General features: G+C 65.9%; 24 protein-coding genes. 13 read left to right on the top strand and 11 right to left on the bottom strand.

The features are described 5' to 3' along the window. Window positions 1-13: 13 nt before the first annotated feature. The 5 genes from A9D14_RS16815 to A9D14_RS16795 all read left to right on the top strand — a co-directional run bounded on the left by A9D14_RS16815 (window position 14) and on the right by A9D14_RS16795 (window position 5,945). Window positions 14-1,054, top strand: coding sequence for a DUF1611 domain-containing protein (locus tag A9D14_RS16815; RefSeq protein WP_066850471.1), 1,041 nt, complete (start codon window positions 14-16; stop codon window positions 1,052-1,054). Then, window positions 1,051-2,166, top strand: a complete 1,116-nt coding sequence (locus A9D14_RS16810; RefSeq protein WP_232469008.1) for a YkvI family membrane protein — start codon at window positions 1,051-1,053, stop codon at window positions 2,164-2,166. Before A9D14_RS16815 ends, A9D14_RS16810 begins: the two co-directional genes overlap by 4 nt. After that, the gene (locus A9D14_RS16805) at window positions 2,163-3,785 is read left to right on the top strand and encodes a serine hydrolase (protein WP_066850469.1); all 1,623 of its coding nucleotides are present in this window, start codon (window positions 2,163-2,165) and stop codon (window positions 3,783-3,785) included. Before A9D14_RS16810 ends, A9D14_RS16805 begins: the two co-directional genes overlap by 4 nt. Continuing rightward, on the top strand, window positions 3,782-5,500 hold the full coding sequence (locus tag A9D14_RS16800) for an N-acyl-D-amino-acid deacylase family protein (RefSeq protein ID WP_066850468.1): 1,719 nt from the start codon (window positions 3,782-3,784) through the stop codon (window positions 5,498-5,500). Before A9D14_RS16805 ends, A9D14_RS16800 begins: the two co-directional genes overlap by 4 nt. Window positions 5,501-5,729: 229 nt before the next feature. Further along, entirely contained in the window at window positions 5,730-5,945 is a 216-nt protein-coding gene (locus tag A9D14_RS16795) for a hypothetical protein (RefSeq protein ID WP_066850466.1), read from the top strand. 506 nt (window positions 5,946-6,451) lie between these two features. On the opposite strand, the gene A9D14_RS16790 is transcribed toward A9D14_RS16795, so the two are convergent. Further along, a complete protein-coding gene (locus A9D14_RS16790; protein WP_066850463.1) occupies window positions 6,452-7,027 on the bottom strand; it encodes a hemerythrin domain-containing protein in 576 nt (191 codons plus the stop codon). Window positions 7,028-7,419: 392 nt separating this feature from the next. Here A9D14_RS16790 and A9D14_RS19680 point away from each other — a divergent pair, with 392 nt between their 5' ends. Further along, window positions 7,420-7,578: a hypothetical protein gene (locus A9D14_RS19680; RefSeq protein ID WP_157668291.1), complete on the top strand. Its 159-nt coding sequence runs from the start codon at window positions 7,420-7,422 to the stop codon at window positions 7,576-7,578. Here A9D14_RS19680 and A9D14_RS16785 read toward each other — a convergent pair. Further along, on the bottom strand, window positions 7,575-8,078 hold the full coding sequence (locus A9D14_RS16785; protein WP_066850461.1) for a DUF892 family protein: 504 nt from the start codon (window positions 8,076-8,078) through the stop codon (window positions 7,575-7,577). The two genes, A9D14_RS19680 and A9D14_RS16785, sit on opposite strands and share 4 nt — an antisense overlap. Window positions 8,079-8,092: 14 nt before the next feature. After that, window positions 8,093-8,275 (bottom strand): hypothetical protein, encoded by a 183-nt coding sequence (locus tag A9D14_RS16780; RefSeq protein WP_066850459.1) that lies wholly within the window; start codon window positions 8,273-8,275, stop codon window positions 8,093-8,095. A gap of 226 nt (window positions 8,276-8,501) precedes the next feature. On the opposite strand from A9D14_RS16780, the gene A9D14_RS16775 reads away from it, so the two are divergent. The 3 genes from A9D14_RS16775 to A9D14_RS16765 all read left to right on the top strand — a co-directional run bounded on the left by A9D14_RS16775 (window position 8,502) and on the right by A9D14_RS16765 (window position 13,146). After that, window positions 8,502-10,637 (top strand): putative bifunctional diguanylate cyclase/phosphodiesterase, encoded by a 2,136-nt coding sequence (locus A9D14_RS16775; RefSeq protein WP_066850457.1) that lies wholly within the window; start codon window positions 8,502-8,504, stop codon window positions 10,635-10,637. Window positions 10,638-10,651: 14 nt separating this feature from the next. Then, entirely contained in the window at window positions 10,652-11,056 is a 405-nt protein-coding gene (locus A9D14_RS16770) for a BLUF domain-containing protein (protein WP_066850455.1), read from the top strand. Between the two features lie 101 nt (window positions 11,057-11,157). Next, window positions 11,158-13,146: a BCCT family transporter gene (locus A9D14_RS16765; protein WP_066850453.1), complete on the top strand. Its 1,989-nt coding sequence runs from the start codon at window positions 11,158-11,160 to the stop codon at window positions 13,144-13,146. A 19-nt stretch (window positions 13,147-13,165) separates the two neighbouring features. Here A9D14_RS16765 and A9D14_RS16760 read toward each other — a convergent pair whose 3' ends face one another. From A9D14_RS16760 to A9D14_RS16745, 4 genes are all read right to left on the bottom strand, one after another. After that, on the bottom strand, window positions 13,166-13,588 hold the full coding sequence (locus A9D14_RS16760; protein WP_066850451.1) for a VOC family protein: 423 nt from the start codon (window positions 13,586-13,588) through the stop codon (window positions 13,166-13,168). A gap of 98 nt (window positions 13,589-13,686) precedes the next feature. Then, on the bottom strand, window positions 13,687-14,031 hold the full coding sequence (locus A9D14_RS16755) for a type II toxin-antitoxin system RelE/ParE family toxin (RefSeq protein WP_066850449.1): 345 nt from the start codon (window positions 14,029-14,031) through the stop codon (window positions 13,687-13,689). 17 nt (window positions 14,032-14,048) lie between these two features. Next, a complete protein-coding gene (locus A9D14_RS16750; RefSeq protein WP_066850447.1) occupies window positions 14,049-14,315 on the bottom strand; it encodes a type II toxin-antitoxin system Phd/YefM family antitoxin in 267 nt (88 codons plus the stop codon). Between the two features lie 98 nt (window positions 14,316-14,413). Beyond that, window positions 14,414-15,856, bottom strand: coding sequence for an NAD-dependent succinate-semialdehyde dehydrogenase (locus A9D14_RS16745; protein WP_066850446.1), 1,443 nt, complete (start codon window positions 15,854-15,856; stop codon window positions 14,414-14,416). Window positions 15,857-16,105: 249 nt separating this feature from the next. Between A9D14_RS16745 and A9D14_RS16740 the strand changes: the two genes are divergently transcribed. After that, window positions 16,106-16,558, top strand: coding sequence for a YbaY family lipoprotein (locus A9D14_RS16740; protein ID WP_083988136.1), 453 nt, complete (start codon window positions 16,106-16,108; stop codon window positions 16,556-16,558). Window positions 16,559-16,791: 233 nt separating this feature from the next. Here the strand turns inward: A9D14_RS16740 and A9D14_RS16735 are convergent, their stop codons facing one another. The 3 genes from A9D14_RS16735 to A9D14_RS16725 all read right to left on the bottom strand — a co-directional run bounded on the left by A9D14_RS16735 (window position 16,792) and on the right by A9D14_RS16725 (window position 20,020). Continuing rightward, entirely contained in the window at window positions 16,792-17,412 is a 621-nt protein-coding gene (locus A9D14_RS16735) for a carbonic anhydrase (protein ID WP_415877358.1), read from the bottom strand. A gap of 380 nt (window positions 17,413-17,792) precedes the next feature. Continuing rightward, the gene (locus tag A9D14_RS16730) at window positions 17,793-18,587 is read right to left on the bottom strand and encodes a ThuA domain-containing protein (RefSeq protein ID WP_066850443.1); all 795 of its coding nucleotides are present in this window, start codon (window positions 18,585-18,587) and stop codon (window positions 17,793-17,795) included. Continuing rightward, window positions 18,587-20,020 carry an aromatic ring-hydroxylating oxygenase subunit alpha gene (locus tag A9D14_RS16725; RefSeq protein WP_066850441.1) on the bottom strand — a complete coding sequence of 478 codons (1,434 nt, stop codon included), beginning with the start codon at window positions 20,018-20,020 and terminating at the stop codon, window positions 18,587-18,589. The genes A9D14_RS16730 and A9D14_RS16725 overlap by 1 nt, the downstream gene beginning before the upstream one ends. A gap of 161 nt (window positions 20,021-20,181) precedes the next feature. Between A9D14_RS16725 and A9D14_RS16720 the strand changes: the two genes are divergently transcribed. Genes A9D14_RS16720 through A9D14_RS16710 form a run of 3 tightly spaced genes read left to right on the top strand, consistent with a single transcriptional unit; the run spans window position 20,182 to window position 22,556 of the window. Continuing rightward, entirely contained in the window at window positions 20,182-20,964 is a 783-nt protein-coding gene (locus A9D14_RS16720) for an SDR family NAD(P)-dependent oxidoreductase (protein ID WP_066850439.1), read from the top strand. Continuing rightward, entirely contained in the window at window positions 20,961-21,764 is an 804-nt protein-coding gene (locus A9D14_RS16715) for an SDR family NAD(P)-dependent oxidoreductase (RefSeq protein WP_066850438.1), read from the top strand. Before A9D14_RS16720 ends, A9D14_RS16715 begins: the two co-directional genes overlap by 4 nt. A gap of 15 nt (window positions 21,765-21,779) precedes the next feature. Continuing rightward, entirely contained in the window at window positions 21,780-22,556 is a 777-nt protein-coding gene (locus A9D14_RS16710) for an SDR family NAD(P)-dependent oxidoreductase (protein ID WP_415877357.1), read from the top strand. A gap of 12 nt (window positions 22,557-22,568) precedes the next feature. Here the strand turns inward: A9D14_RS16710 and A9D14_RS16705 are convergent, their stop codons facing one another. Next, window positions 22,569-23,021 (bottom strand): nuclear transport factor 2 family protein, encoded by a 453-nt coding sequence (locus tag A9D14_RS16705; RefSeq protein ID WP_066850436.1) that lies wholly within the window; start codon window positions 23,019-23,021, stop codon window positions 22,569-22,571. Between the last annotated feature and the right edge of the window lie 17 nt (window positions 23,022-23,038).

The raw sequence follows: 23,038 nt of genomic DNA, 5'->3' as shown, positions 1-23,038 counted from the left end.
GGGAGAGCGGGCGATGTCCGCCGATGAACCGGCAGCGGCCGGGCACGGCTTCGCGCCGCCCTATCTGCTGTTCCTGGGCGATTGTACCGAACCTGGCTATGCCAAGACCGCCTTCGGCCTGCGCGACTGGGCGGGCGATCGGTGCGTCGGCGAATTCGCCCTGCCGCAGGCCAGCGTCAGCGCGGGGCTGGAACGGCTGACGATGGGCGAGGCGGCGGCAAGGGGCGCGCGCTCGCTGGTGATCGGCATCGCCAATTCGGGCGGCAAGATCGCGCCCGCGTGGATCCCTTCGCTGGCAGAGGCGCTGGACGCGGGGCTCGACATCGTCAGCGGGATGCATGCGCGGCTGGCCGACATTCCCGAACTGCGCGCCGCGGCGCAGCGTTCGGGCGCGCGGCTGGTCGACATCCGCACGCCGCCCGCGGGCCTGCAGGTGGGCACGGGCCGCAAGCGCGCTGGCAAGCGTCTGCTGACCGTCGGCACCGATTGCGCGCTGGGCAAGAAATACACCGCGCTCGCGCTGCAGCGGGCGATGGCGGATCGCGGGATCGATGCCGATTTCCGCGCCTCGGGCCAGACCGGGATCATGATTTCGGGCGGGGGCATCGCGCTCGACAGCGTGGTCGTCGATTTCGCGGCGGGCGCGGCAGAGGCGCTGTCTCCCGATGCCGCTGCCGATCACTGGGACGTGATCGAGGGGCAGGGATCGCTGTTCCACCCCGCCTATGCGGGCGTGTCGCTTGCGCTGCTGCACGGCAGCCAGCCCGACGTGTTCGTGGTCTGCCACCAGCCGGGGCGCACGCATATTCTCGGCCACGAAACCTATGCGCTGCCTTCGATCGAGGAGGTGATCGAGCTGACCACGATGCTGGGCAGGCGCACCAATCCCGCGATCCGCTGCGGCGGCGCGGCCTTCAACACCGCCGGGATGGACCGCGCCGAGGCGCATGCGCTGATGGAGCGCGAGGCGGCGCGGCTGGGCCTGCCGGTGGCCGATCCGATGATCGGCGGACCACCGCTCGCCCGCCTGCTCGACAGCTGCCTGGGATCGTGAGCGCGGGGCTTCCAGACGACTGGTTCCGGCGCCTCGTCCTGCCGGGTTTCGCCTTCAAGGCGGTGGTGATCGGCGGCGGCTATGCCACCGGGCGCGAGATTGCCGAGTTCTTCCTGGGCAGCGGGCCGATGGGCGGTTTCCTCGGCATGCTGCTCGCCATGTGTATCTGGAGCGTGGTCTGCGCGCTGACATTCGTCTTCGCGCGGCAGGTGCAGGCGGGCGACTACCGCATGTTCTTCCAGCACCTGCTGGGCCCCGGCTGGATCCTGTTCGAGATCGCCTATGTGCTGTTCATGGTGCTGGTGATCGCGGTGATGGCCGCCGCCGCGGGAGAGATCGGCGCGGCACTGCTTGCCTGGCCGACATGGGCGGGCACCGCGCTGCTGCTGGCGCTGACCATCGCGGTCGCCGGCATGGGCACCGCGGCGGCAGAGCGGATGTTTCGCTTCTCCTCGCTTGCCATCTATGCGGTCTATGGGCTGTTCCTGGTGCTGGCGCTGATCGCGTTCGGGGGCGCCATCGGCGGCAACTGGAACGATGCGCCCGTCGGCACCGGCTGGATCGGGGGCGGCGTCACCTATGCCAGCTATAACGTCATTGGCGCGGTGCTGATCCTGCCCTTCCTGCGGCACCAGACATCGCGGCGCGACGCGGTGGTGGCGGGGCTGCTGGCCGGGCCGCTCGCCATGCTGCCCGCGCTGGTCATGTTCCTGTCGATGACCGCGTTCTATCCCGCCATCGGCGATGCGGCCCTGCCATCCGACTTCCTGCTGGACCGGATGGGCGCGGATTGGTTTGCGTTCCTGTTCCAGGGGATGATCTTCATCGCGCTGCTGGAAACCGGCGTCGGCATGGTGAACGCGCTGGAAGAACGCGCCGCCACCGCCGCCCGGCGGCGCGGGCACGAACTGCCGCCGCTGGCCCGCATCGGCATCGGCGCGCTGGTCGTCATCGGATCGGGCGTGCTGGCCGCGCGGCTTGGCCTGATCGACCTGATCGCGCAGGGCTACGGCCTGTTCGGGTATGTCATGCTGTTTCTCTTTGTCCTGCCGCTGCTGGTCATCGGCACCTATCGCATCGTCAAACGCGCTCCGGAGGCTTTACCGTCATGATCCGCACATTGCCGCGCCTGCTGGCACCCGTCTCGCTTGTCCTGTGCCTGTGCGCCGCGCCCGCCGCCGCCGCGCCGCCCGCCGATCTGGAGGCGCGGGTGAACGCGCTGCTCGACAGTTTCGGCGCGCCCGGCGCATCGGTCGCCATCGTGGAGGACGGGGAAGTCACTTTCGCACGCGGGTTCGGCGTCACCGACCTGGAGGACCCCGTGCCGGTCACCGCCGACACCAATTTCGCCATCGGTTCGGTGACCAAGGCCTTCACCGCCGCGGGGCTGGCCATACTGGTCGACGACGGGAAGATCGGCTGGGACGATCCCGTCATCGACCACATGCCCGAATTCCGCATGGCCGACGCCTGGATCACGCGCGAGATGACGGTGCGCGACCTTCTGGTCCATCGCAGCGGCCTGGGGCTGGGCGCGGGAGACCTGCTGTTCGTGCCGCGCAGCGACCTGACCCGCGCCGACGTGGTCGAACGGCTGGGCCATATCCCGCTGGAGAACGATTTTCGCGGCAGCTATGCCTATGACAACATCCTCTACATGGTCGCGGGCCGCCTGATCGAAAAGGTCAGCGGGCAGGATTGGGAGGCGTTCACCACCGAGCGCATCCTGCGCCCCGCCGGCATGGCCCGCGCCACCACCCGCAACGACGATCGCGGCGACGAAAGGCTGATCGCTGACCCGCACGCGCGCATCGACGGCCCGATCCGCGGCATGGGAACGATGGAACGGCTGGACGACAGATTGATCGTATCGCAGGTCGCCGCGCCCGCGGGCGGGATCGCCGCCAGCGCCAACGACATGGCCCGCTGGATCGAGGCGCAGCTTGCGCTTGGCGATCTTCCCGACACCGGCACCGCGGACGCCCGCCTGTTCAGCGAGGAGCAGGCGCGCGAGATGTGGTCCCCCGTCGTGCTGATGCCCGAACCCGGCTTCCCCGCCCCGCTCGACCGAACCGAGCCGCTGTTCAACACCTATGCGCTGGGCTGGAACGTGCGCGATTACCAGGGATCGCGCGTGATCATGCATGGCGGCGGCGTCTATGGATCGATCACCCGGCTGATCCTGCTGCCCGAACAGGATGTCGGCATCTTCCTTGCCACCAACAGCGAGGAAGCGGGCCTGCTGACCGGCCTGCAATTCGAGCTGATCGACCATTACCTGGGGATCGAGGGCAACGACTGGCCCGCCGAATTCGGCAAGTTCATCGACGATTATTTCAGCGATGCTGCTCGGGCGCTTGCCGCGCCAGAAAGCAGGCCCGCCGATGTCGGCCCCTCGCGCCCGCTGTCCGCCTATGCGGGACGCTACAAGGACCCATGGTTCGGCACGATCGCCATCACCGAGCAGGATGGCGCGCTGAAAGTCGATTACCCGCACTGGCAGGGCGTCACCGCCACGCTGGAGCACTGGCAATACGACACTTTCGTCACCCGCTATGACGAGGAAGGGTTCGAGCCTGCCTATGTCACCTTCCAGCTCGACGCCGAAGGCGCGGTGGACCGGATCACGATGAAGGCGGTTTCGCCCGTCGCCGATTCCAGCTGGGACTACCGCGACCTGCTGTTCACGCCGGTCGCTAGCGACAGCGCCCAACAGGGAGAGGCACCATGACGCGAGCAGCCGGACGTTTCACCGCCCTAGCGACCGCCACCGCCGCGCTGCTTGCGGGCTGCGCGTCGGTCCCGCAGGCGGCCATGCACGACACGGTCATTCGCGGCGGCACGGTCTATGACGGATCGGGCGGCGCGCCCTTCGTCGGCGATGTCGCCATCGACGGCGACCGCATCGCCGATGTCGGCACGGTCGAAGGCCGCGGCAGGACCGAGATCGACGCCAGCGGCATGGCGGTCTCCCCCGGCTTAATCAACATGCTGAGCTGGGCGAACGAATCGCTGATCGTCGACGGACGCGGCATGTCCGACCTGAAACAGGGGATCACGCTGGAAGTCTTTGGCGAAGGCTGGTCGATGGGCCCCTATACCCAGGCGATGAAGGACGAGGCGACCGCGCGTCAGGGCGACATCAAGTATCCGATCACCTGGACCACGCTGGGCGAATATCTGCAGTTCCTGGAAGACAAGGGCGTGTCGCCCAACATCGCCAGCTTCGTCGGCGCCACCACGGTGCGCATGCACGAGCTTGGCGAGGCCGATGTCGATCCCACGCCCCGGCAGCTTTCCCGCATGCGCGCGCTGGTCCGCACCGCGATGGAGGAAGGCGCGCTGGGGGTCGGATCCTCGCTGATCTATGCGCCCGCAAACTACGCCGAGACGCCCGAACTGGTCGCGTTGTTGCAGGAAGCCGGGCAATGCGGCGGGATGTATATCAGCCACATGCGATCGGAAGGCGACAATATCGCCGCCGCCATCGACGAGCTGGTCACCATCGCGCGCGAGGCCGACGTTCCGGCCGAGATCTACCACCTCAAGCTGGCGGGCAAGGACAACTGGGACCGCCTGCCCGAAGTGATCGCCCAGATCGAGGCCGCGCGGGCCGAGGGGCTGGAGATCACCACCGACATGTATCTCTATACCGCGGGCGGCACCTTCCTGGCCGCGGTGACGCCGCCCTGGGCGCAGGACGGCGGCTATGACGCGCTGCTTGCGCGGCTGCGCGATCCGGCGACCCGCGCCCGCATCGTGGCCGAGATGCGCCGATCCGATACCGGGTGGGAGAACCTGCTGCGCCTTGCCGGCGGCGGCGAAAACGTCTTGCTGGTCGGCTTTTCGAACCCCGACATGAAAGGCCTGACCGGCAAGACCCTGGCCGAAGTGGCGCAGATGCGCGGCGTCAGCGTCGAGGATGCGGTGATCGACCTGCTGCTGGAAGACGGCAGCGGGATCAGCGCGGCCTTTTTCCTGATGTCCGAGGAAAACGTGCGCCGTCAGACCGCCCTGCCCTACATGAGCTTCGGCTCCGACGCCGAGGCGCCCGCGGCGGAAGGCATCTTCCTGCAGAGCGACACCCACCCGCGTGCCTATGGCAATTTCGCCCGCCTGCTGGGCAAATATGTGCGCGAGGAACAGGCGCTTTCGCTGGCCGAAGCGGTGCGCAAGCTGACTGCGCTGCCCGCCGAAAACCTGTCCATCCGCGACCGTGGATTGCTGGCGGAGGGCAAGTTCGCCGATGTCGTGATCTTCGATCCCGCGACTATCGGCGACAAGGCGACCTATGCCGAGCCGCACCAGTATTCCACTGGCGTGCGCGACGTGTTCGTAAACGGTGTACAGGTGCTTGCGAAAGGCGAGCATACGGGCGCGGCGCCGGGGCGTTTCGTCCACGGACCGGGCTGGACCGGCTGGCCCGACGGCGGCGCCTGCCGCTGATCGGCAGCGCATCGCAGCACGTTTCGCCCCGCCCTTCAGGCCCCAGCATATGTCGGACAATAATCGCGAAGATCGAGCGTAAATCGATGTTATCGCTACCATTAAATTAACAAATAATAGCTAAAATTTTGTTGAAAACGCGCAAGTCTCGGACAAGGATCTATTCAGCGAAAACGATTCTTTTCGGTGGGACCCCACCCGTAGGGTTGGGGATGAGAGAGGTTTGCGCATGCACTACAAGTTGGTTTTCCCCAAGAATGGCAAGAATGACGAGCTGGCCGTCGAATTCGATGCAAACGACGCTGCCGCCGCGCTGATTTATGCGCACAAGGAGTCTTCCGGCAGGTCTGCCGAACTCTGGAAGAATGACAAGATGTTGTGCCGGATACGCCGGGTCCCGACCGCGGATACGACGATCTGGCAGATCATGGCCGCCACAGCCTGAGGCTCGGCGCCTGACGCAAAGAAGGCGGCCCTGTCAGGCGGGTCGCCTTCCCCAAGGGTTCATCCGGCGAAAACATTGGATGAACCCTCTCGCTTCGAACCGAAGCGTAGTTCCAAAACGCAGCTACCGCCATTGATGTTCCCGACGCGCGTCCTTCACCAATACGTCCCACGCGCCGAGTTAGGACCCGCCGGCGCGAACTGAGAGCACCGCCCGCCGTACGCCGGACGGGACGCATTCGGCTATGGCTATCCGCGGTCCGTGCGGGCGATTTGCCAGGCGCTGCGCGGACGCAGCGATAACATTGGGCGGCCAGACGCAGACCAACCCGGACCAGCCGACCTCGCAGGAGGCAAAGGACAACCTATACGAACCGGTCAAGGATAGCCGGATTGTGGGAGGGCAGGACTAATTCACACGCGTTTCCAGCCCGATGCCGCAGGCGCGCAAACACCCGCTGGTCGGCACGGCCGCTGACGGGCCGTGCCATCTGCGCGTTTTCCGCGTCAGCGTTGGACAGCGCCCGCCATCGCGCCCTGACGCGCCGAACCGTCTCCACAATAACGCTCGTACTCCTCGACGAAGCGTTCGGTCAGCCGGGTCCTGTCGATCTGCGGCAGCTTCTCAGCCAGGTCGGGCATCCAGCTACCTTCCTCCTGGTACATGTGCTGTTCCAGCGCGCTGCGGATATGGTCGATCTTCTCGCGCCACTCGTCCGACATCGGGTCCAGCTTCTCAAGCTTCGCCACCTGGATCTTGGTCATCGCGTGTTCTTCATAACCCATTCCGGCATGGGTCTTGCCGCTGAACTCTGCCATGTCGGGATAGAGCACCGCTTCCTCGGCCGTGGCGTGGCCGGTGAGCACGCGCTCGAATTCGCGGACCGCCTTGCGCCGGGCATCCGCGCCGGGGGCCGTGGCGGCTTCCGAAATCAGCGTCTCGATCTGCTTGTGTTGCTGCACGATCAGCCCGATCCACTCCTCGCGCCCGGCCAGGGCTTCCGCCTTGCGGCGTGCCTCGGCACGGTCTTCCTTGGAAGCAGCCGGCGCGATGGCCGCCGCCAGTTTGTCGAGAAAGGACATGGGGTCGTCTCCTGTGCTTGTGAAATGTCGGCTAGATCCCTCCCTCGGTCCTGCCGTTGAAGCAGATCAAGCGTCTTCTTCGACAACTTGGAGCGAGCGGACCTCTTATCTTCCGGTACGACTCCAGAACCCCGCCCGCTTTCGCCTGTTCCGTTAACCACGATCAAGCGGCGGGCCGACAGCCGAACCGGCCTTTCGCCTTTGCGTTTGCTGTCAAGGCGTTAGCGGGAGGTTCCGGCGGGGCCCGCCCGCCGCCGGCAGCGGCGGTTTGCGACCGAACGAGCCGCAGCTGCGCCCAATGACTTCGACAGCTGATGCGACAGTTCGGCGGGGGAACGCTTTGCCGCGCCGCGCGTCGGTTCGGTGAATGGCTTAATGAAAGGACATGGATCATGGGCGAATATGAACCCGAAGACTCGCGCAAGGTGACGCTGCGAAAGGACGACCTGCCGATCGAACCGGACAAGACCGGCCCACGCGAAGGCGAGACCCGCAAGAAGCCGGCGGAAAAGAAGCATGACGGTCCCGTCAGCGGCAAGCCAGCGCGCTAGATAGTCGAAGTCAAGGCCTGCAGGCGCTGGTCCAGCGTGACTTCCTGGCCGCGCAACTCCCCCTCGTTCAGGGTCAGCGCCTGCAGCGCCGCGCTTTCGCCCAGCTGGGCGGAAATGGCCTTGGCGGTCAGGATCGACGCGCGCTCGGCTGCGATCGCCTTGTGCACCGCTCCGATCATTGCGATATCAAGCAGAGGGCCCGCCGCTATCGTGCGCGTGTCGCGCTCTGCATCGTCCATGATGCCGTCCATCCACAGATTGTCCGGCCCATCGTCGCACCCGCCTGCCGCAGCGGCATGCATCCGCTGGGCACGCAGGCGCGCAGCTGCGGGCAGATCCTGCACCTCGGCGCGCCAGCTTGCATCCGCCGCGTGGCGTGCCACAGCGGGGAGCCGCTGCTCGACCGCCTGGCACCCCGCATAGAGGTCCCACAGGCAAAGCCGCAGCAATTCGCGCAAGCTGGATGTCTCGTCACCGGGCAGGGCGGGCTGCGTGGACATTACCCCGCTCCCCGTCAAACCAGGCCCGCCAGCGCGAGCACGACCGCCAGCAACACGAAGCCGACAAGCCCCGCAATGAAGATCGTGCGCCTGCGGCGCGTTCGCAGAATGATCTCGCCCCCGCGCGCGTCCTGCGCGCTGATGGTGGGGCGCTGGTGCCCCCCGGTCCGGCTGTGCTGCGGGTCTGTGTCATTCATCCGCGTTTTCCCTTTCAATCAGCGCGTGGCGCAGCGGCGGGATGATCGCCGCCAACGTCGCCCTTTCCCGATCAACGGACCAGCCGGGCATGCGATCCGATCTCTTTTTCACCGGGCACGCAGGAATACGTAGACGCGGGGAACACGGCGCAAAGAAATCTAAAGCAATTACGGGCTACTGCGGAGACTTGTCGGCGAAGCGGCGTCGACGGATTGCGGAGTATCTATGCGCATACTGGCCTGCCTGGCCCAGGAACACGACTGGCGGCTGGTGGTGCTGGCCGCCGTGATCTGCCTGATCGGCGCTTTCGTCGCGGTAATGCTGTTCAAGCGCACGATCGAGGAAACCGGCGCGGCGCGCTATCACTGGTGCTTCCTGGCGGCGGTGGCTGCCGGATCGGTGACCTGGGCTACCCATTTCATCGCCATGCTGGGCTATCGCTCGCTGGCGCCGGTGTCGTTCGACGGGCCGCTGACGGTGGTGTCGGCTGTGATCGCGGTCGTGGGCATCGGATCGGGCCTGATGCTGGCCACCCTGCCCCGGCGCTGGATCGCGACCTTGCTGGGCGGCGGCACGATCGGGCTGGCCATCGCGGCGATGCATTATGTCGGCATGTTCGCCTATCGGGTCGACGGGATCGTGCATTGGGACATGCCCCATGTGATCGGATCGGTCGTCCTGTCGGTGGTGCTGTCGGCCGCCATGGTGAACCGGCTGCGCGCGTCTTCGGCACCGCGCCCGGATGCGGCCTGGGGCCTGTTTGCCGCCGCCATCGTGACGCTGCATTTCACCGGCATGGCCGCATTCTCGGTCACGCCTCTTTCGGGACTGCCGGGCCAACAGAATGCCGAGGCGTTCGCCGCCATGGCCTCGGCCATCGCGATGGTCGCCGCGATCATCGTGGGTGCCGCCATATCAAGCTATCTGGTCGAGAACCGCGCCCGCTTCGCCTCGCAGGCGGAGCTGGCGCATATCGCGATGCACGACAAGCTGACCGAGCTGGCCAATCGCCACAGCTTTGCCGAGGCGCTGGAACAGGAATGCGCCCGGCTGGGCGACAACGACTACGGGTTCGGCCTGCTGCTGATCGACCTCGACCGGTTCAAGCCGGTCAACGACACGCTGGGCCACCCGATGGGCGATATCATCCTGCAGAAGGTCGCGGCCCGGCTGCTGCTTGCGGCGCGGCGCACCGACCTGGTCGCACGCATCGGCGGCGACGAATTTGCCGTCATCGCGCGCGGCGGCACCAGCCGGATCGAGATCGCGCGCATTGCCGCCCGCCTGGTCGAGATCCTGTCCCGCCCCTTCGTCGTCAACGGCAATGTGGTGGAACTGGGCGGCAGCGTCGGCTTCAGCATGGCACCGCATGACGGGACCGATGCCGAAACGCTGACCCAGCATGCCGATGTCGCGCTCTATACCGCCAAGCGCGGGGGGCGCGAGCGGTTCTGCCAGTTCGAGCCCGAGCTGATGGAGGATCTGAAACGCCGCCGCTTCCTGGAAGCCGATCTGCGCCGCGCCTGCATGCGCGAGGATTTCGAGGTCGCCTACCAGCCCGTCATCGACCCGCGCAGCGGCCGCATGATATCGGCAGAGGCGCTGCTGCGCTGGACCTGCCCGGAACGCGGCCCAATCTCGCCGGCCGAATTCGTCCCCATCGCCGAGGAGCTTGGCCTGGTCTCGCGCATCGGGGCGGGCGTGCTGATGCAGGCGTGCCGCGATGCCGCGACCTGGCCCGACGACATCGACGTCGCGGTCAATATCTCTCCGGTCCAGCTTCTGGACCCGCGCCTGCCGCAGACGGTGATCCAGGCGCTGACCGAATCGGGCCTGCCTGCCAGCCGGCTCGAGCTCGAGATCACCGAGACCGCGCTGCTCGGCAATGACGAGGCGGCCCTGAAGACGCTGAACCGGCTGCGCGACCTGGGCATCCGCATCTCGCTCGACGATTTCGGCACGGGCTATTCCTCGCTCAGCTATCTGCACCGCTTTCCGATCAGCCGCATCAAGATCGACCGTTCCTTCGTGCGGCAATTGCCCCACGATCCCAGCAGCGCGTCGATCGTGCGCGCCATCGCCCAGCTGGGCGAAAGCCTTGACATGCAGATCACGGCAGAGGGGATCGAAACGGCGGAGCAGCTGTCCTTCATCACCGACCATGGCTGCGACCATGTGCAGGGCTTCCTGATCAGCCACCCGATCCCCGCCACCGAGCTGAAGCAATGGCTGGAAGCGCGCACCGCCTCTGCCGATGCTGCTACTTACGCCGCTTCCCATGCCGCCGACCTCGCTGTCGACCTCACCGCGGGTCTGGCCGCATCAGGCCCCGGCAAGTCTGCCGGCGCGGCCGCCGCCTGAAAGGTTCCTTCGCCATGCCTTTGTGCAAGCTGCTCTACACCAGCCGGAGCGCCGAAACCTCTCCGCGCCGCACCGACCAGATCGCGCAGATCGCGCGCCAGTCCGCCCTCCGCAACGCCAAGGCGGGCATCACCGGCAGCCTCGTCTATGTCGAGGACAGCTTCATCCAGGTGCTGGAAGGCCCGCAGGCAGAGGTCGAGCGCGTGTTCGAAAGCATCTGCTGTGATTTCCGCCACCGCGAGATCAAGCTGATCGACCTGGTCCCGGTGCCGACCCGGCAATTCGCCGAATGGCACATGGGCTTCCTCGCCTCGTCCGAAGACGACCCGCTCTACAAGGAGCTCGAGCAGGTCCGCTATCTCGTCAGCGTCAATGCCCGCACCGCGGCGGAGCATATCCGCAATCTGATGGGCCGCTAGGGCCGCACGCCCCGCGGCACGCTTTCGCGCCTGGATGGTTGAAGAACCCGGCCCCCCTCCCCTAGAGGAGGCCGAATCCCTTCCCGATCCAAGGCTCCATCATGCAAGACCCCGTCCTGGAAGAAGCCGCGCCTGCCCAGGAAAGCGCGCGGATCGCGGTCAATCCGCCGGTGTTCTTCATCTCGGCGGCGCTGATCCTGGCCTTCGCGCTGTTCGGCGCGCTGGCGCCGCGCGTCGCGGAAGGCGTGTTCTCGCAGGTGCAGGATTTCGTGGTCCGCGATTTCGGCTGGCTGTACATCACCGCCGTCGCGGGCTTCCTGGTGTTCGTGATCTATTTGATGCTCAGCCGCCACGGCGACGTGAAGCTGGGCCCGGACGAGAGCGAGCCCGAATACAGCTATCTCAGCTGGTTCGCGATGCTGTTCAGCGCGGGCATGGGCATCGGCCTCGTCTTCTTCGGCGTGGCAGAGCCGATCCAGCACTATGCCTCCCCCCCGATCGGAGAGGGGCAAACGGTGGAGGCGGCGCGGCAGGCGATGACGCTGACCTTCTTCCACTGGGGGCTGCATGCCTGGGCGATCTATATCGTCGTCGGGCTGTCGCTCGCCTATTTCTCGTTCCGGCGCGGCCTGCCGCTGACGATCCGGTCGGCGCTGTTCCCGCTGATCGGGCGGCGGATATACGGGCCGATCGGCCATGCGGTCGACATCTTCGCGGTGCTGGGCACGATGTTCGGCGTGGCGACCTCGCTCGGCTTTGGCGTGCTGCAGGTCAATGCGGGCTTCGCCTATCTGTTCGGCGTACCGGTCGGCACGGGCACGCAGCTGGTGATGATCGCGGTCATCACCGCTCTGGCGACGATGTCGGTGTTCCTCGGCCTCGACAAGGGGGTCAAGCGCCTTTCCGAGCTCAACATCATCCTTGCCATCCTGCTGCTGGGCTTCGTGCTGTTTTCGGGATCCACCGTGTTCCTGCTGCAGGCCTTCGTGCAGAACGTGGGCACCTATCTGGGATCGGTCGTGCCGCGCACCTTCCGCATGTACGCATACGAACCCAACCCCTGGCTGGCGGACTGGACACTGTTCTACTGGGGCTGGTGGATCGCGTGGTCGCCCTTCGTCGGCATGTTCATCGCCCGCATCTCGCGCGGGAGGACGATCCGCGAGTTCGTCGGCGGCGTGCTGCTGGTGCCGGTATTGTTCACCTTCCTGTGGATGACGGTGTTCGGCAATACCGCCATCGCGCTGGACCTGACCGGCGCTGCGCCGATCGCCGACACGGTAGCGAACAACCTGCCCGTCGCCCTGTTCGAGACGTTGAATGCGCTCCCCCTGGGCGCGATCACTTCGCTGATCGCGACCTTCCTGGTCATCACCTTCTTCATCACCTCGGCCGATTCGGGCGCACTGGTGATCGACATGATAACCTCGGGCGCGGCAGAGAACCCGCCCGTGTGGCAGCGCATCTTCTGGGCGATATGCGCCGGGACCATCGCGGCGGTGCTGCTGGTGGCGGGCGGGCTTGAGGCGTTGCAGACCGCCGCCATCGCCAGCGCGCTGCCCTTTGCGGTGATCATGATCTTCATCTGCTACGGCCTCTACCGCGCCTTGCGGCTTGAGAGCATCGGAACATCGACCGACCTGATGCTGGTCGACAGTGCGCCCGCCACGCCAGAGCTGAGCTGGCAGCAGCGGCTAACCTCGATCATGGGGCATTTTGGCAAGGGGGACATCACCGCCTTCATGGCGGAGACCGCGCGCCCCGCGCTGGACCTGGTGGCGCAGCAAATGCGCGAGGGCGGCTTCGCGCCCGAAATTTCGGAGGGGGAGGACTGCATCGCGCTCACCGTCCCGCATGGCGAGCGCGGGGCGTTCACCTATACGATCCGCAACCGCCCGTTCCTGATGCCCAGCTTCGTCTGGGCCGAGACGTCGAAGTCGCACAAGGCCGAACAGCGCCATTTCCGCGCGATGGCCCACACCTCGCAGGGCGAGACGCCGCATGACGTGACCGGCTTTTCGCAGGACCAGCTGATCACCGACCTGCTCAACCGCTATGCCCGCTTCCGCCATTCGCGGCGCATGGCATAGCGGCGCGGTCCAGGGCGGATCAGCGCGCGAACAGCTGGTCCAGGTTCTCGAACGCCTTCATCTCGATCGCATTGCCGCTGGGGTCGCGGAAGAACATCGTCGCCTGTTCGCCCGGTTGCCCCCTGAAACGGACATAGGGCTCGATGTCGAATTTCGTGTCCGCGGCAGTCAGCCGGTCGGCCAGCGCCTGCCAATCCTCCATCCGCAGCACCACGCCGAAATGGGGCACGGGCACGTCATGGCCGTCGACCGGATTGCCGCCCGCGTCCGCCGGCTTGCTACCATCAACCTTGTGCGCGACGATCTGGTGGCCGAAGAAATCGAAATCGATCCACTCGTCGCTGCTGCGTCCTTCGGGGCAGCCCATCACCCCGCCCCAGAACGCGCGCGCGGCGTCCAGGTCGTGGACCGGAAATGCAAGGTGGAAGGGCCGGATGGTCATGTGGGGCTTCCTCGAAGTAGACGGGCACGGTCTTTCCGCACCCATAGGCCGGCGATGATGGCCACGGCAAGATGCGCGGCCCGGTCCAGCTGGCCGGTCTAGCTTCCCAGCAGCCGCTCGCCCAGCAGGGTGCGGAAATCGCGGCGGCCGTCGGCGACGACCAGCACGGTCACTCGCTCGTCCTCGGGCAGATAGATGATACGGAACGGCGGGCGCGATAGCTGGCGGAACTCGTGAATGCCCAGCGCATCGAGCTCAGGCACGACGGGCCCTCGGGCTGGATGGCTGGCAAGGCTTTCGATCGCCGCAGCCAGATCGTCCAGCAGCGCGTCCGCCCCATCCTCGCCCCTCGCGCCGCGCTGCGCAAGGCGGCGGCGATAGATGCCGGACAGGTCGCGCTCCGCCCCGATGGACAGGCGCACGTCGATGGTCGGTTTCGCCATGCTGCCCGGCGCGGCGATCAGCCCCGCTCGCGGATCCTGTCCGCAAGCCCGGCGACCGGCGCGGTCCGGTCCGCCGCCATGTCGGCGCGGCCCAGCGCGATCAGCTTGAGCAGCGCCATCGCTTCCTGCGTCTGTTCATAGCTGCCGATATCCTGCAGCACCGCCTTAGCCTCGCCGTTCTGGGTGACGATCAGCGGCGCCGCCCCTTCGCCCAGTTCGCGAATGACATCGGCGCTATGCGCCTTCAGAAAGCTGATCGGCTTGACGCGGTCATGGATATTCATGGGTTCATGGTCCTTATTCGGTTCGAATATAGTCCAAACCGCCACCGCGTTCAAGCACGCGCCGCGTCCCCCGCCCGGCCAGTCATATCCCCCGCCGGTCAGATCCCCATGCACATATATTTGATCTCGACATAATCATCGAGGCCATAGTGCGACCCCTCGCGCCCCAGCCCTGATTGCTTGATCCCGCCGAACGGCGCGACCTCGGTAGAGATCAGCCCGGTATTGATGCCGACCATGCCCGCCTCCAGCGCCTCGGCCACGCGCCAGATACGCGCCATGTCGCGCGCATAGAAATAGCTGGCGAGGCCGAATTCGGTATCGTTCGCCATGCGCAGCGCCTCGTCTTCCTCCTCGAAGCGGATCAGACCCGCGACCGGCCCGAAGGTTTCCTCGCGCGCCAGCAGCATGTCATGGCTCACCTCGCCCAGCACGGTCGGTTCGAAATAGGTGCCGCCCAGATCGCTGCGGCTGCCGCCCGCCAGTACCTTCGCGCCGCCATCCATCGCGTCCTTCAGATGCTCCTCGACCTTCTCGACCGCGGCATCGTCGATCAGCGGGCCGATGTCGGTGCCGTCCTCCAGTCCATAGCCCAGCTTCAGCGCCTTCACCCGCTCGGCCAGCTTGCTGGCAAACTCGTCATAGACGCCCGCCTGCACATAGAAGCGGTTGGTGCACACGCAGGTCTGGCCCCCGTTGCGGAATTTCGAGATCATCGCTCCATCGACGGCGGCATCGATGTCCGCATCGTCGAACACCAGGAAAGGGGCGTTTCCGCCCAATTCCATGCTGGTCTTCTTCACGGTGTCGGCGGACGCGGCCAGCAATTGCCGCCCGACCTCGGTCGATCCGGTAAAGGTGATCTTGCGAACGACGGGATTGGCGGTCAGCTCGCCGCCGATCGCGCTGGCGCTGCCCGTCACCACGTTGACGACGCCCGCGGGAATGCCCGCCTCTTCGCACAGTGCGGCAATGGCCAGCGCGGAAAAAGGCGTGGCCGATGCGGGCTTGATCACGATGGTGCAGCCTGCCGCCAGCGCGGGACCCAGCTTGCGCGTGATCATGGCGTTGGGGAAGTTCCAAGGGGTGATCGCGCCGACGACGCCCACGGGCTGCTTCACCACCACGATCCGGCGGTCGGCGGCATGCGGAGGTATGACATCGCCATAGGCGCGCTTCGCTTCCTCGGCGAACCATTCGATGAAGCCCGCGCCATAGGCGATCTCGCCCCGCCCCTCGGCCAGCGGCTTGCCCTGCTCACGCGAGAGCAATTCGCCCAGGTCGTCCTGGTGCTGCATCATCAGCTCGAACAGGCGGCGCAGCAGCTTCGACCGCTCGCCCGCGGTCTTCGCGCGCCAGCCGGGCAGGGCCCTATGCGCCGCCTCGATCGCGCGGCGCGTTTCGTCCTTGCCCATCTTCGGCACGGTGCCCAGCGCCTTGCCCGTGCCCGGATCGGTCACATCGGCAGTCGCGCCGTCATCGGCATCGCACCATGCGCCGTCGATGTAACATTGCTGCTTCAGGAAGTCGGTAAAGGGCATGATGGCTCCAGATGAAATGATTGGCCGGGGTGCCCATCCGATTTGGTCAGTAACGCCGCGTTATCAATCCCGCCGCCGACAAGGCCTGCCCCCGGCATCCTTCCCGCGACCTGCCTGCGCTGCCCTGCGCGCTTTGTCGGGCGGCCCGTGCAGCGCGGAATTCCGGCTTGTACCGCGTTCCGCGAAGGAACCGGCAGGACAGGGGCCGGTTACGGGATCATTCAGACAAGATCGAGCAGGAACAGGCCCATGAAACGCGCGACATATTTCCTCCCCGCCTTGCTGGCATGTGCGTCATTGGGGGCCTGCATGACCTATGGCGAGGACAGCGATGCCGTGACGCGAGCAAGCGAGACCATCACGCTGACCGGCCAGCTGACCTATCGCGAACGGATCGCCCTGCTCCCCGGCAGCACCGCGACCGTCAGGCTGGAGGACGTGTCACGCGCCGACGCGCGATCGATCGTGATAGCCAGCGATACGATCGCATTGGGCGACCGGCAGGTGCCGATCCCGTTCGAACTGGTGGTGGACGATGGGCAGCTATCCGAACGAGCCCGCTATTCGCTGCGCGCGACGATCCACGACCCCGACGGCGCGCCGGCGTGGACGACCGACACTGCCATCCCGGTCGAGAAGGGATCTGGCGACCGCGATTTCGGGATGATCACGCTGGTATCCGCGCGCGGTTCGCCGGGGTAGTCCCGTGATGGACGAAACCGCCCATGCCTGCGGCGATTCCCGCGTTCGCGAGGGCGGCAGATAACCCCGTCCTGCGTGCCTAGCGCATCGGGCCAACATGCGATGCGGTGGCTACGCGGCGGCGTGGCGTAGTTCCATCGGGGCAGCCACGCGCTTCCCGACTGCAACCGTCAAAACGGCACAGGCCTGCCGAAATCGCGGCGCCCGAAGATGGCTCCGCGATCCCGCCATTTCTAGGGCAGGTCGAAGAAATCGACCCTGCCCGTGCCCAGGCTGTAATAGGCGCCGACCACTTTCAGCCGGCCCTCCTTTTGCGGATCGAGCATGATCGGATCGGTATGCTCGCGCAGCTGGCGCACCACGCGGCGCACGTTCTGCCGGACCGCGTTTTCCAGGCTGTCGCCTGGCTGGCCCCGCGCCTGCAGCACGGCGGGAATGATCGGCTCCACCATCGGCCCGATGGAGCCGGGGAAAATGGCGTTGTTCGTCACCACGTCGCTTGCCGCCTTGACCGCGCCGCAGCTTTCGTGACCCATCACCACCACCAGCGGAACCTGCAACACCGCCACGGCATATTCGATGGAGCCGAGCGCCACCGTGTCGACCGTATTGCCCGCATTGCGAATGATGAACAATTCGCCCAGCCCACGCCCGAACAGCAATTCGGGCGGCACGCGGCTGTCGGAGCAGGTGACATAGGCCGCGAACGGCTCTTGCGCAGCGGCGAGCGCAAGGCGGCGCTTGGCGCTGGGAGGGGTCACTTCCTCGCCCCGCAGGAAGGTGGCATTGCCCTGCCGCAGCAGATCCAGCGCCTGATCCGGCGTCAGATCCTTGCCGGGCGGCGCTGGCGGCACCGCTATCGGCTGGGCGGCGGCGTCGCCATGGGTAGCGGCAAAGAGGGCCGCGGCACTGACGGCTCCGACGCCGCCTAGCGCTGCCCTGCGGGATACCGCGCGGATTGGACCAACCCGATCTGCATGGGTGCAGCGCGAACCGGCATGTTCTGACTTGATTGGCTGGACCTTCATCATCATCGTCTCCTGTCGATTATGTGTCGACCGGACAGGCGATGCAGTTCAGGCAGAAACGTCACCAACGCCCCCGCGAAGCGCATCGGCATGTCCGATGCGGTCCGACATCACGCGCGCCATTCCCGACACGCGCCAGAGGGGCCCGGCCCGCGACCAGAAAACTATTTGCGACGAAAAAGGATCCCGGTGGGCCGCCGAAAAAATCAGCGTTTTGGCTGGACCCATTCGATGCCCCGGCGCAGCAGGTCGTAATAGACTGGCAGCTCCCACGCGCAGCGGTCGACCGTGGGCCACCAGTCGGCCATCGGCTGCAGGTCGTAATGCCCGCGGCAATGACCCAGCGTGTTGTACAGCACCGCGCCCTCGCCCCGCTGGCGGATATACATCACCGGATGCATGCCGGGGGCATCGGCGGCCTCGGCAAAGCCGGTGCCTTCCTCGGTGCAGTCGGTTTCGAGCAGTACGTGCAGATCGCCGTGGGTTTCCAGGTGATAGAGCTCGTCCGTCGTCTCGAACGGCTCCACCCCGGCGGTCAGCTCGTGATCGGGATCGGCCACGGTGACAGTATAAGGCGCGATCGGCGGGTGCGAGATGAACTGGCTGCCCAGCACATCCATGAACAGCGGAGCCTCGCGCGGGGCGTGGAACAGTCCGTCGTCCATCAGCTTCAGGATCGAATTCGTGCCGTGCAGCGCATACCAGCGCCCTCCGCCCTCGACCCAGTCGCGCAACGCTTCCTGCGCGGTGTCGCTGGGCACCACGTTGCAGGTATAGCTGATCAGCATGTCGGCGGCGGCGATCGCCTCGACATTCTCGTAATCCTCGAACACGCGGGTGCGGATGCGCGGATCCTCGGCCAGCAGCTTCAGCAGTTCCAGCCGCGCGAAATCGATGTCGTGCCACACGCCGCCCGCGATCAGGACGCAGTCGATACGCTGGGGATGGTTCTCGGCAGTCGCATTGGCCAGAGGATCGGGCCCGTGGTCGATACGCTGCATCAGGCCTGCGCCCCGTCCTTCCCAAAGCCGCCCAGTTCGCCATTGATATATTTCATCAGCGTGTCCTGGAACTGGCGGATGCGGATTTCCTGGTAATTGCCCAATTGCACCTCACCGGTCTTCGATGCATGCAACCCTTCCTGCACATAGGGCAAATTGTCCATGTCCTGCTCGAACACTTCGCCCAGTCCGCCCAGCTCGGGCGCTTCGGTCCATTTCTGGTCCAGCGTCAGGAACTTGCGCGGCGCGGCGGGCGGCTTGGGCTCGCCCTTCTTGACGCGCGACAGGATGCGGACCTCCATCACGCTGGTGTCCACGGTCTTTCCGGGCGACCAGCTATAGACGATGTTCGGCATGAACCCGCCCCACGGGCCAAAATTGGGAAAGACATTATAGACCAGCGCGTCCAGCACCTCGGCATCGGTCGCGTCCGAATGATCATAGCCGGTCTGTTCGGTATACGTCTGCCGCATCCGGTCGCCCAGCGCCTCGCGCGCGGTCTTGCCTTCGGGCACCGCGATCGCCATCGGGTCGCCTTCGGGGTCGTAATTGTCCGAACTGCGGCCGTTGTACTTGATGAACTGGTCGACGATCCACTGCTCGCCCTGTCCTTCCTGGATATGCGGGCTCATCACGCCGAAGGGCACCAGATTGGCGTTCACATTGTCGCCCCAGGTGCGATAGGCACCATTGGAATCGCCCGTGAACGGCAGCAGTTGCGGATGGGTGACGATGGTGTGCCAGGCTTCCATGAAAGCCTCCATCACCACCTTCCAGTTGGCGGGGACTTCCTTGGCGACATGCATCACGGTGATGCATTCGTCGTGGCGCCAGCGCTTGAAATGCTCGGGCAGCGGGGCCAGGAATTCCTGAAGGCTCGGCCCGCCGGGCATTTCGCGGATGAAGACATAGCCCTGCCACACGCCGACCTCGGCCTCGGGCAGGCTCATGTCCTTCTGCTTCAGATGGGGGAAATCCCACTGGCACGGCGCGTGGTCGAAACTGCCGTCCTTCTTCCAGGTGAAGGCATGGAACGGGCAGGTGAACTTCTCGGCATTGCCGTCCTCGGTCCGCAGCTTGCGCCCGCGGTGAAGGCAGACATTGTGCATCGCGCGGATCGACCCGTCGTCCTGCCGCACGATAAGGAAGCTGCGGCCCGCATTCTCGAACACCACGTAATCGCCCGGCTCGATCAGCTCTTCCTCGCGCGCGGCGAACTGCCAGACATATGGCCACATGCGCTCGCGCTCCAGCGCGGCGAAATCCTCGCTGATATAGCGTTCCACCGGGATCGGGTCCGACCCGCGATATTCATAGGAATCGTCGACCAGAATCTCGGGGGCGGGGCGCGAATCGCGCTCCATCAGCTCGTTCCAGCTGATGCCTTCGCTGCGGTCCTCGCCAAAGCGTTCCTTGGGTTCGATGTCGGCCATCGCCTGTCATCCTCTTTGTCAGTTATTGCGGCGCTATACGCCGGGATTTGAACACAGACTGCACCTTTTGCCCTCCCCAGTCACCTTGCCGAAGTCATAGGTTGCCAGCCGACCCGCTTGGCGCGATTTTCCGTGGCCTATAAGAACGAAAGAGGATGCACATGGCACAAAGGTTCGGCGGCAAGGTCGCCCTGGTGACGGGCGGAACCGGCGGCATCGGCGAAGGCGCGGTCCGCCGTCTGTCGGCGGAAGGCGCGAAGGTGATCTTCACCGGATCGCGGCAGGAAGCGGCGGACCCGATCTGCGCCGACACGGGCGCGACCTTCGTCAGCCACCGCGTGCAGGACGCGGCGGCCTGGGCAGGCCTTGCGGACCGCATCCGCAGCGATTTCGGAAGGCTGGACATCGCCTTTGCCAATGCGGGCATCGAAAAGGGCGACGGCAGCGTCGAGACGATCGAGATCGAGGAGTGGGACAATATCCTCGACATCAACCTGACCGGCGTGATGCTGACGGTGCAGCACGCGGTGCGCATCATGAAGGACAATCCCGGCGGGCCGACCGGCTCGATCATCATCAACAGCTCGATGAACGCGCACCGGGCGATGGGCAATTACATGGCCTATTCGGTGACCAAGGCGGCGGTGGTGGCGCTGGGCAAGTCGGCGGCGAACTATTGCGGGCAGGCGGGCTACCAGATCCGCGTCAATTCGATCCTGCCTGGCGTGGTGGAGACGGATCTGATCAAGAAGATCATGAATTCGCAGCCCGATCCCGCCGCCGCGCGCGCGATGTACGAAGGCATGTCGCCGCTGAACCGCATGGCCAGGGTCGAGGAAATCGCCGCGCTGGTCGCGTTCCTGGGCAGCGACGAGGCCGGCTTCATCTCGGGCGGGGAATATACCATCGACGGCGCGTCGACCGCCGGGATGTCCGGCGTATGAGCGGCTTACTGGCGGGGCGCGTCGCGCTGGTCACGGGCGCGGTGCGGGGCATCGGCCTTGCTGCGGCACGCAGCATGGCCGCAAAGGGCGCAAAGGTCTGGATCGCGGACCTGAAGCCGGAAGGCGACACCGCAGTTTCGCAGGCATTGGAGTCGGTGCCGGGCGGCGCCTATCTCTCGCTTGACGTTGCCGACGAAGGACAGTGGCAGGCCGCCATCGCCCGGATCGAGCGTGAGGACGGGCGGCTCGACATACTGGTCAACAATGCGGGCATCGACGGCACGGGCCGGGTGCAGGACATGACGCTGGAGCTGTGGCGCAAGGTCATGTCGGTCAACAGCGACGGCGCGTTCCTGGGCACCAAGCACGCCTATGCGCTGCTGGAGCGAAGCGGCAAGGACCGCAAGGGCGGATCGACCATCGTCAATGTCAGCTCGGTCATGGGTTTCGTCGCCTTTCCCGAAAGCAGCGCCTATTGCGCGTCCAAGGGCGCGATCCGCCAGTTCAGCAAGGCATGCGCGGTCGAGTTCGCTACCTATGGCGCGCCGATCCGCGTCAATTCGGTCCACCCCGGCTTCGTGCAGACGCCGCTGCTGGACGAAGGCTTCGACCGCATGGTTTCGCGCGGGGTCGCGGAAAAGGCCGATGATCTCAAGAAGCAGGTCAGCGAATCCACCCCCGTCGGCAGGCTGGGCACGATGCAGGAAATCGGCGACGCCATCGCCTTCCTCGCCAGCGAGGAGGCCAGTTACATGACCGGGTCCGAAATGGTCGTCGACGGCGGCTATATCGCGCGCTGAACGGGGGAAATGACGATGTTTGGACTGAACGATTGCACCGCGCTGGTCACCGGCGCGAAGGGCGGCATCGGGCGCGAGATCGTGGCCGCGATGAAGCAGGCGGGCGCGAGCGTCATCGCGACCGATCTTGGCGACGACGACGGCAACACCGGCGCGGACCATTATTTCGCGCATGACGTGACCAGCGCCGACGACTGGCAGCGCATCGCCGATTTCATCGCGTCGGAATACGGACGGCTCGACGCGCTGGTGAACAATGCGGCGATCTCGATCGTCACCAAGTTCGAGGATACGCCGCTCGCCGAATTCCACCGGCTGAACGCGGTCAATGTCGACAGCATCATCATCGGCACGCAGGCGATGCTGCCGCTGCTGAAGCAGGGCGGCAAGGCGCGGGACAGCGGCGCGTCGGTCGTCAATTTCTCAAGCGTGGGGGGCCTGCGCGGTGCGGCCTTCAACGCGGCCTATTGCACCAGCAAGGCGGCGGTGAAGATGATGAGCAAGTGCCTTGGCGCCGAATTCGCGGCGCTGGGTTACAACATCCGCGTCAATTCGGTGCATCCCGGCGGCATAGAGACGCCGATGCTGGGCTCGATCATGCAGCGCTATGTCGAAATGGGCGCGGCCCCCTCGGTCGAGGCGGCCGAGCAGGGCACCATCGCGGCGCACCCGATCGGACGGCTGGGCAGGCCCGGCGAGATGGCGGGCGGCGTCGTGTTCCTGTGCTCGGGCGCAAGCAGCTTCATGACCTGCGACGAGCTGGTGATGGACGGCGGCTTCTCGCAGATCTGATCGGCGCGCGGTTCAGCGTGCCCCGTGCACCTGCGCCAGCGAGCCGGGCATCGGCATCATCGGGGTGATCGCGTAATGGCGGCACTTCCACGCGCCGCCCTGCCGTACGCATTCCATCCGGTACTTGACCTGCACAGTGATGCTGCTGCCATCCTTCGCCGCGCCCATGCCGATGACATAGGCCGTCATCGCGCCTGCGCCTTCATCGGCATCCCAGCCATCGGGCCGGAAATTGCTGATGAAGTGGAAATGATGCGTCATGTCGGCAAACACCGCGCGGTAGAACGCGCCGATCTCCTCCCGCCCCGTCATCGCGGGCAGGCCGATGGCGGAGAAATCCGCAACCGCATCGTCGGTGAACAGGTCGAGCAGTGGCCCCACATCCTCCAGCCCGTCGACGGCATAGCAATAGTCTATCAGGTGCCGCTCCAGCGCGGTGCGGACATCCTCGGGCATTTCGGACATGCAGTTTCCTCTCCTTG

The sequence above is a fragment of the Croceicoccus marinus genome (assembly GCF_001661675.2).
Classification (GTDB): domain Bacteria; phylum Pseudomonadota; class Alphaproteobacteria; order Sphingomonadales; family Sphingomonadaceae; genus Croceicoccus; species Croceicoccus marinus.
This window is presented reverse-complemented; position numbering and strand designations above follow the sequence as displayed.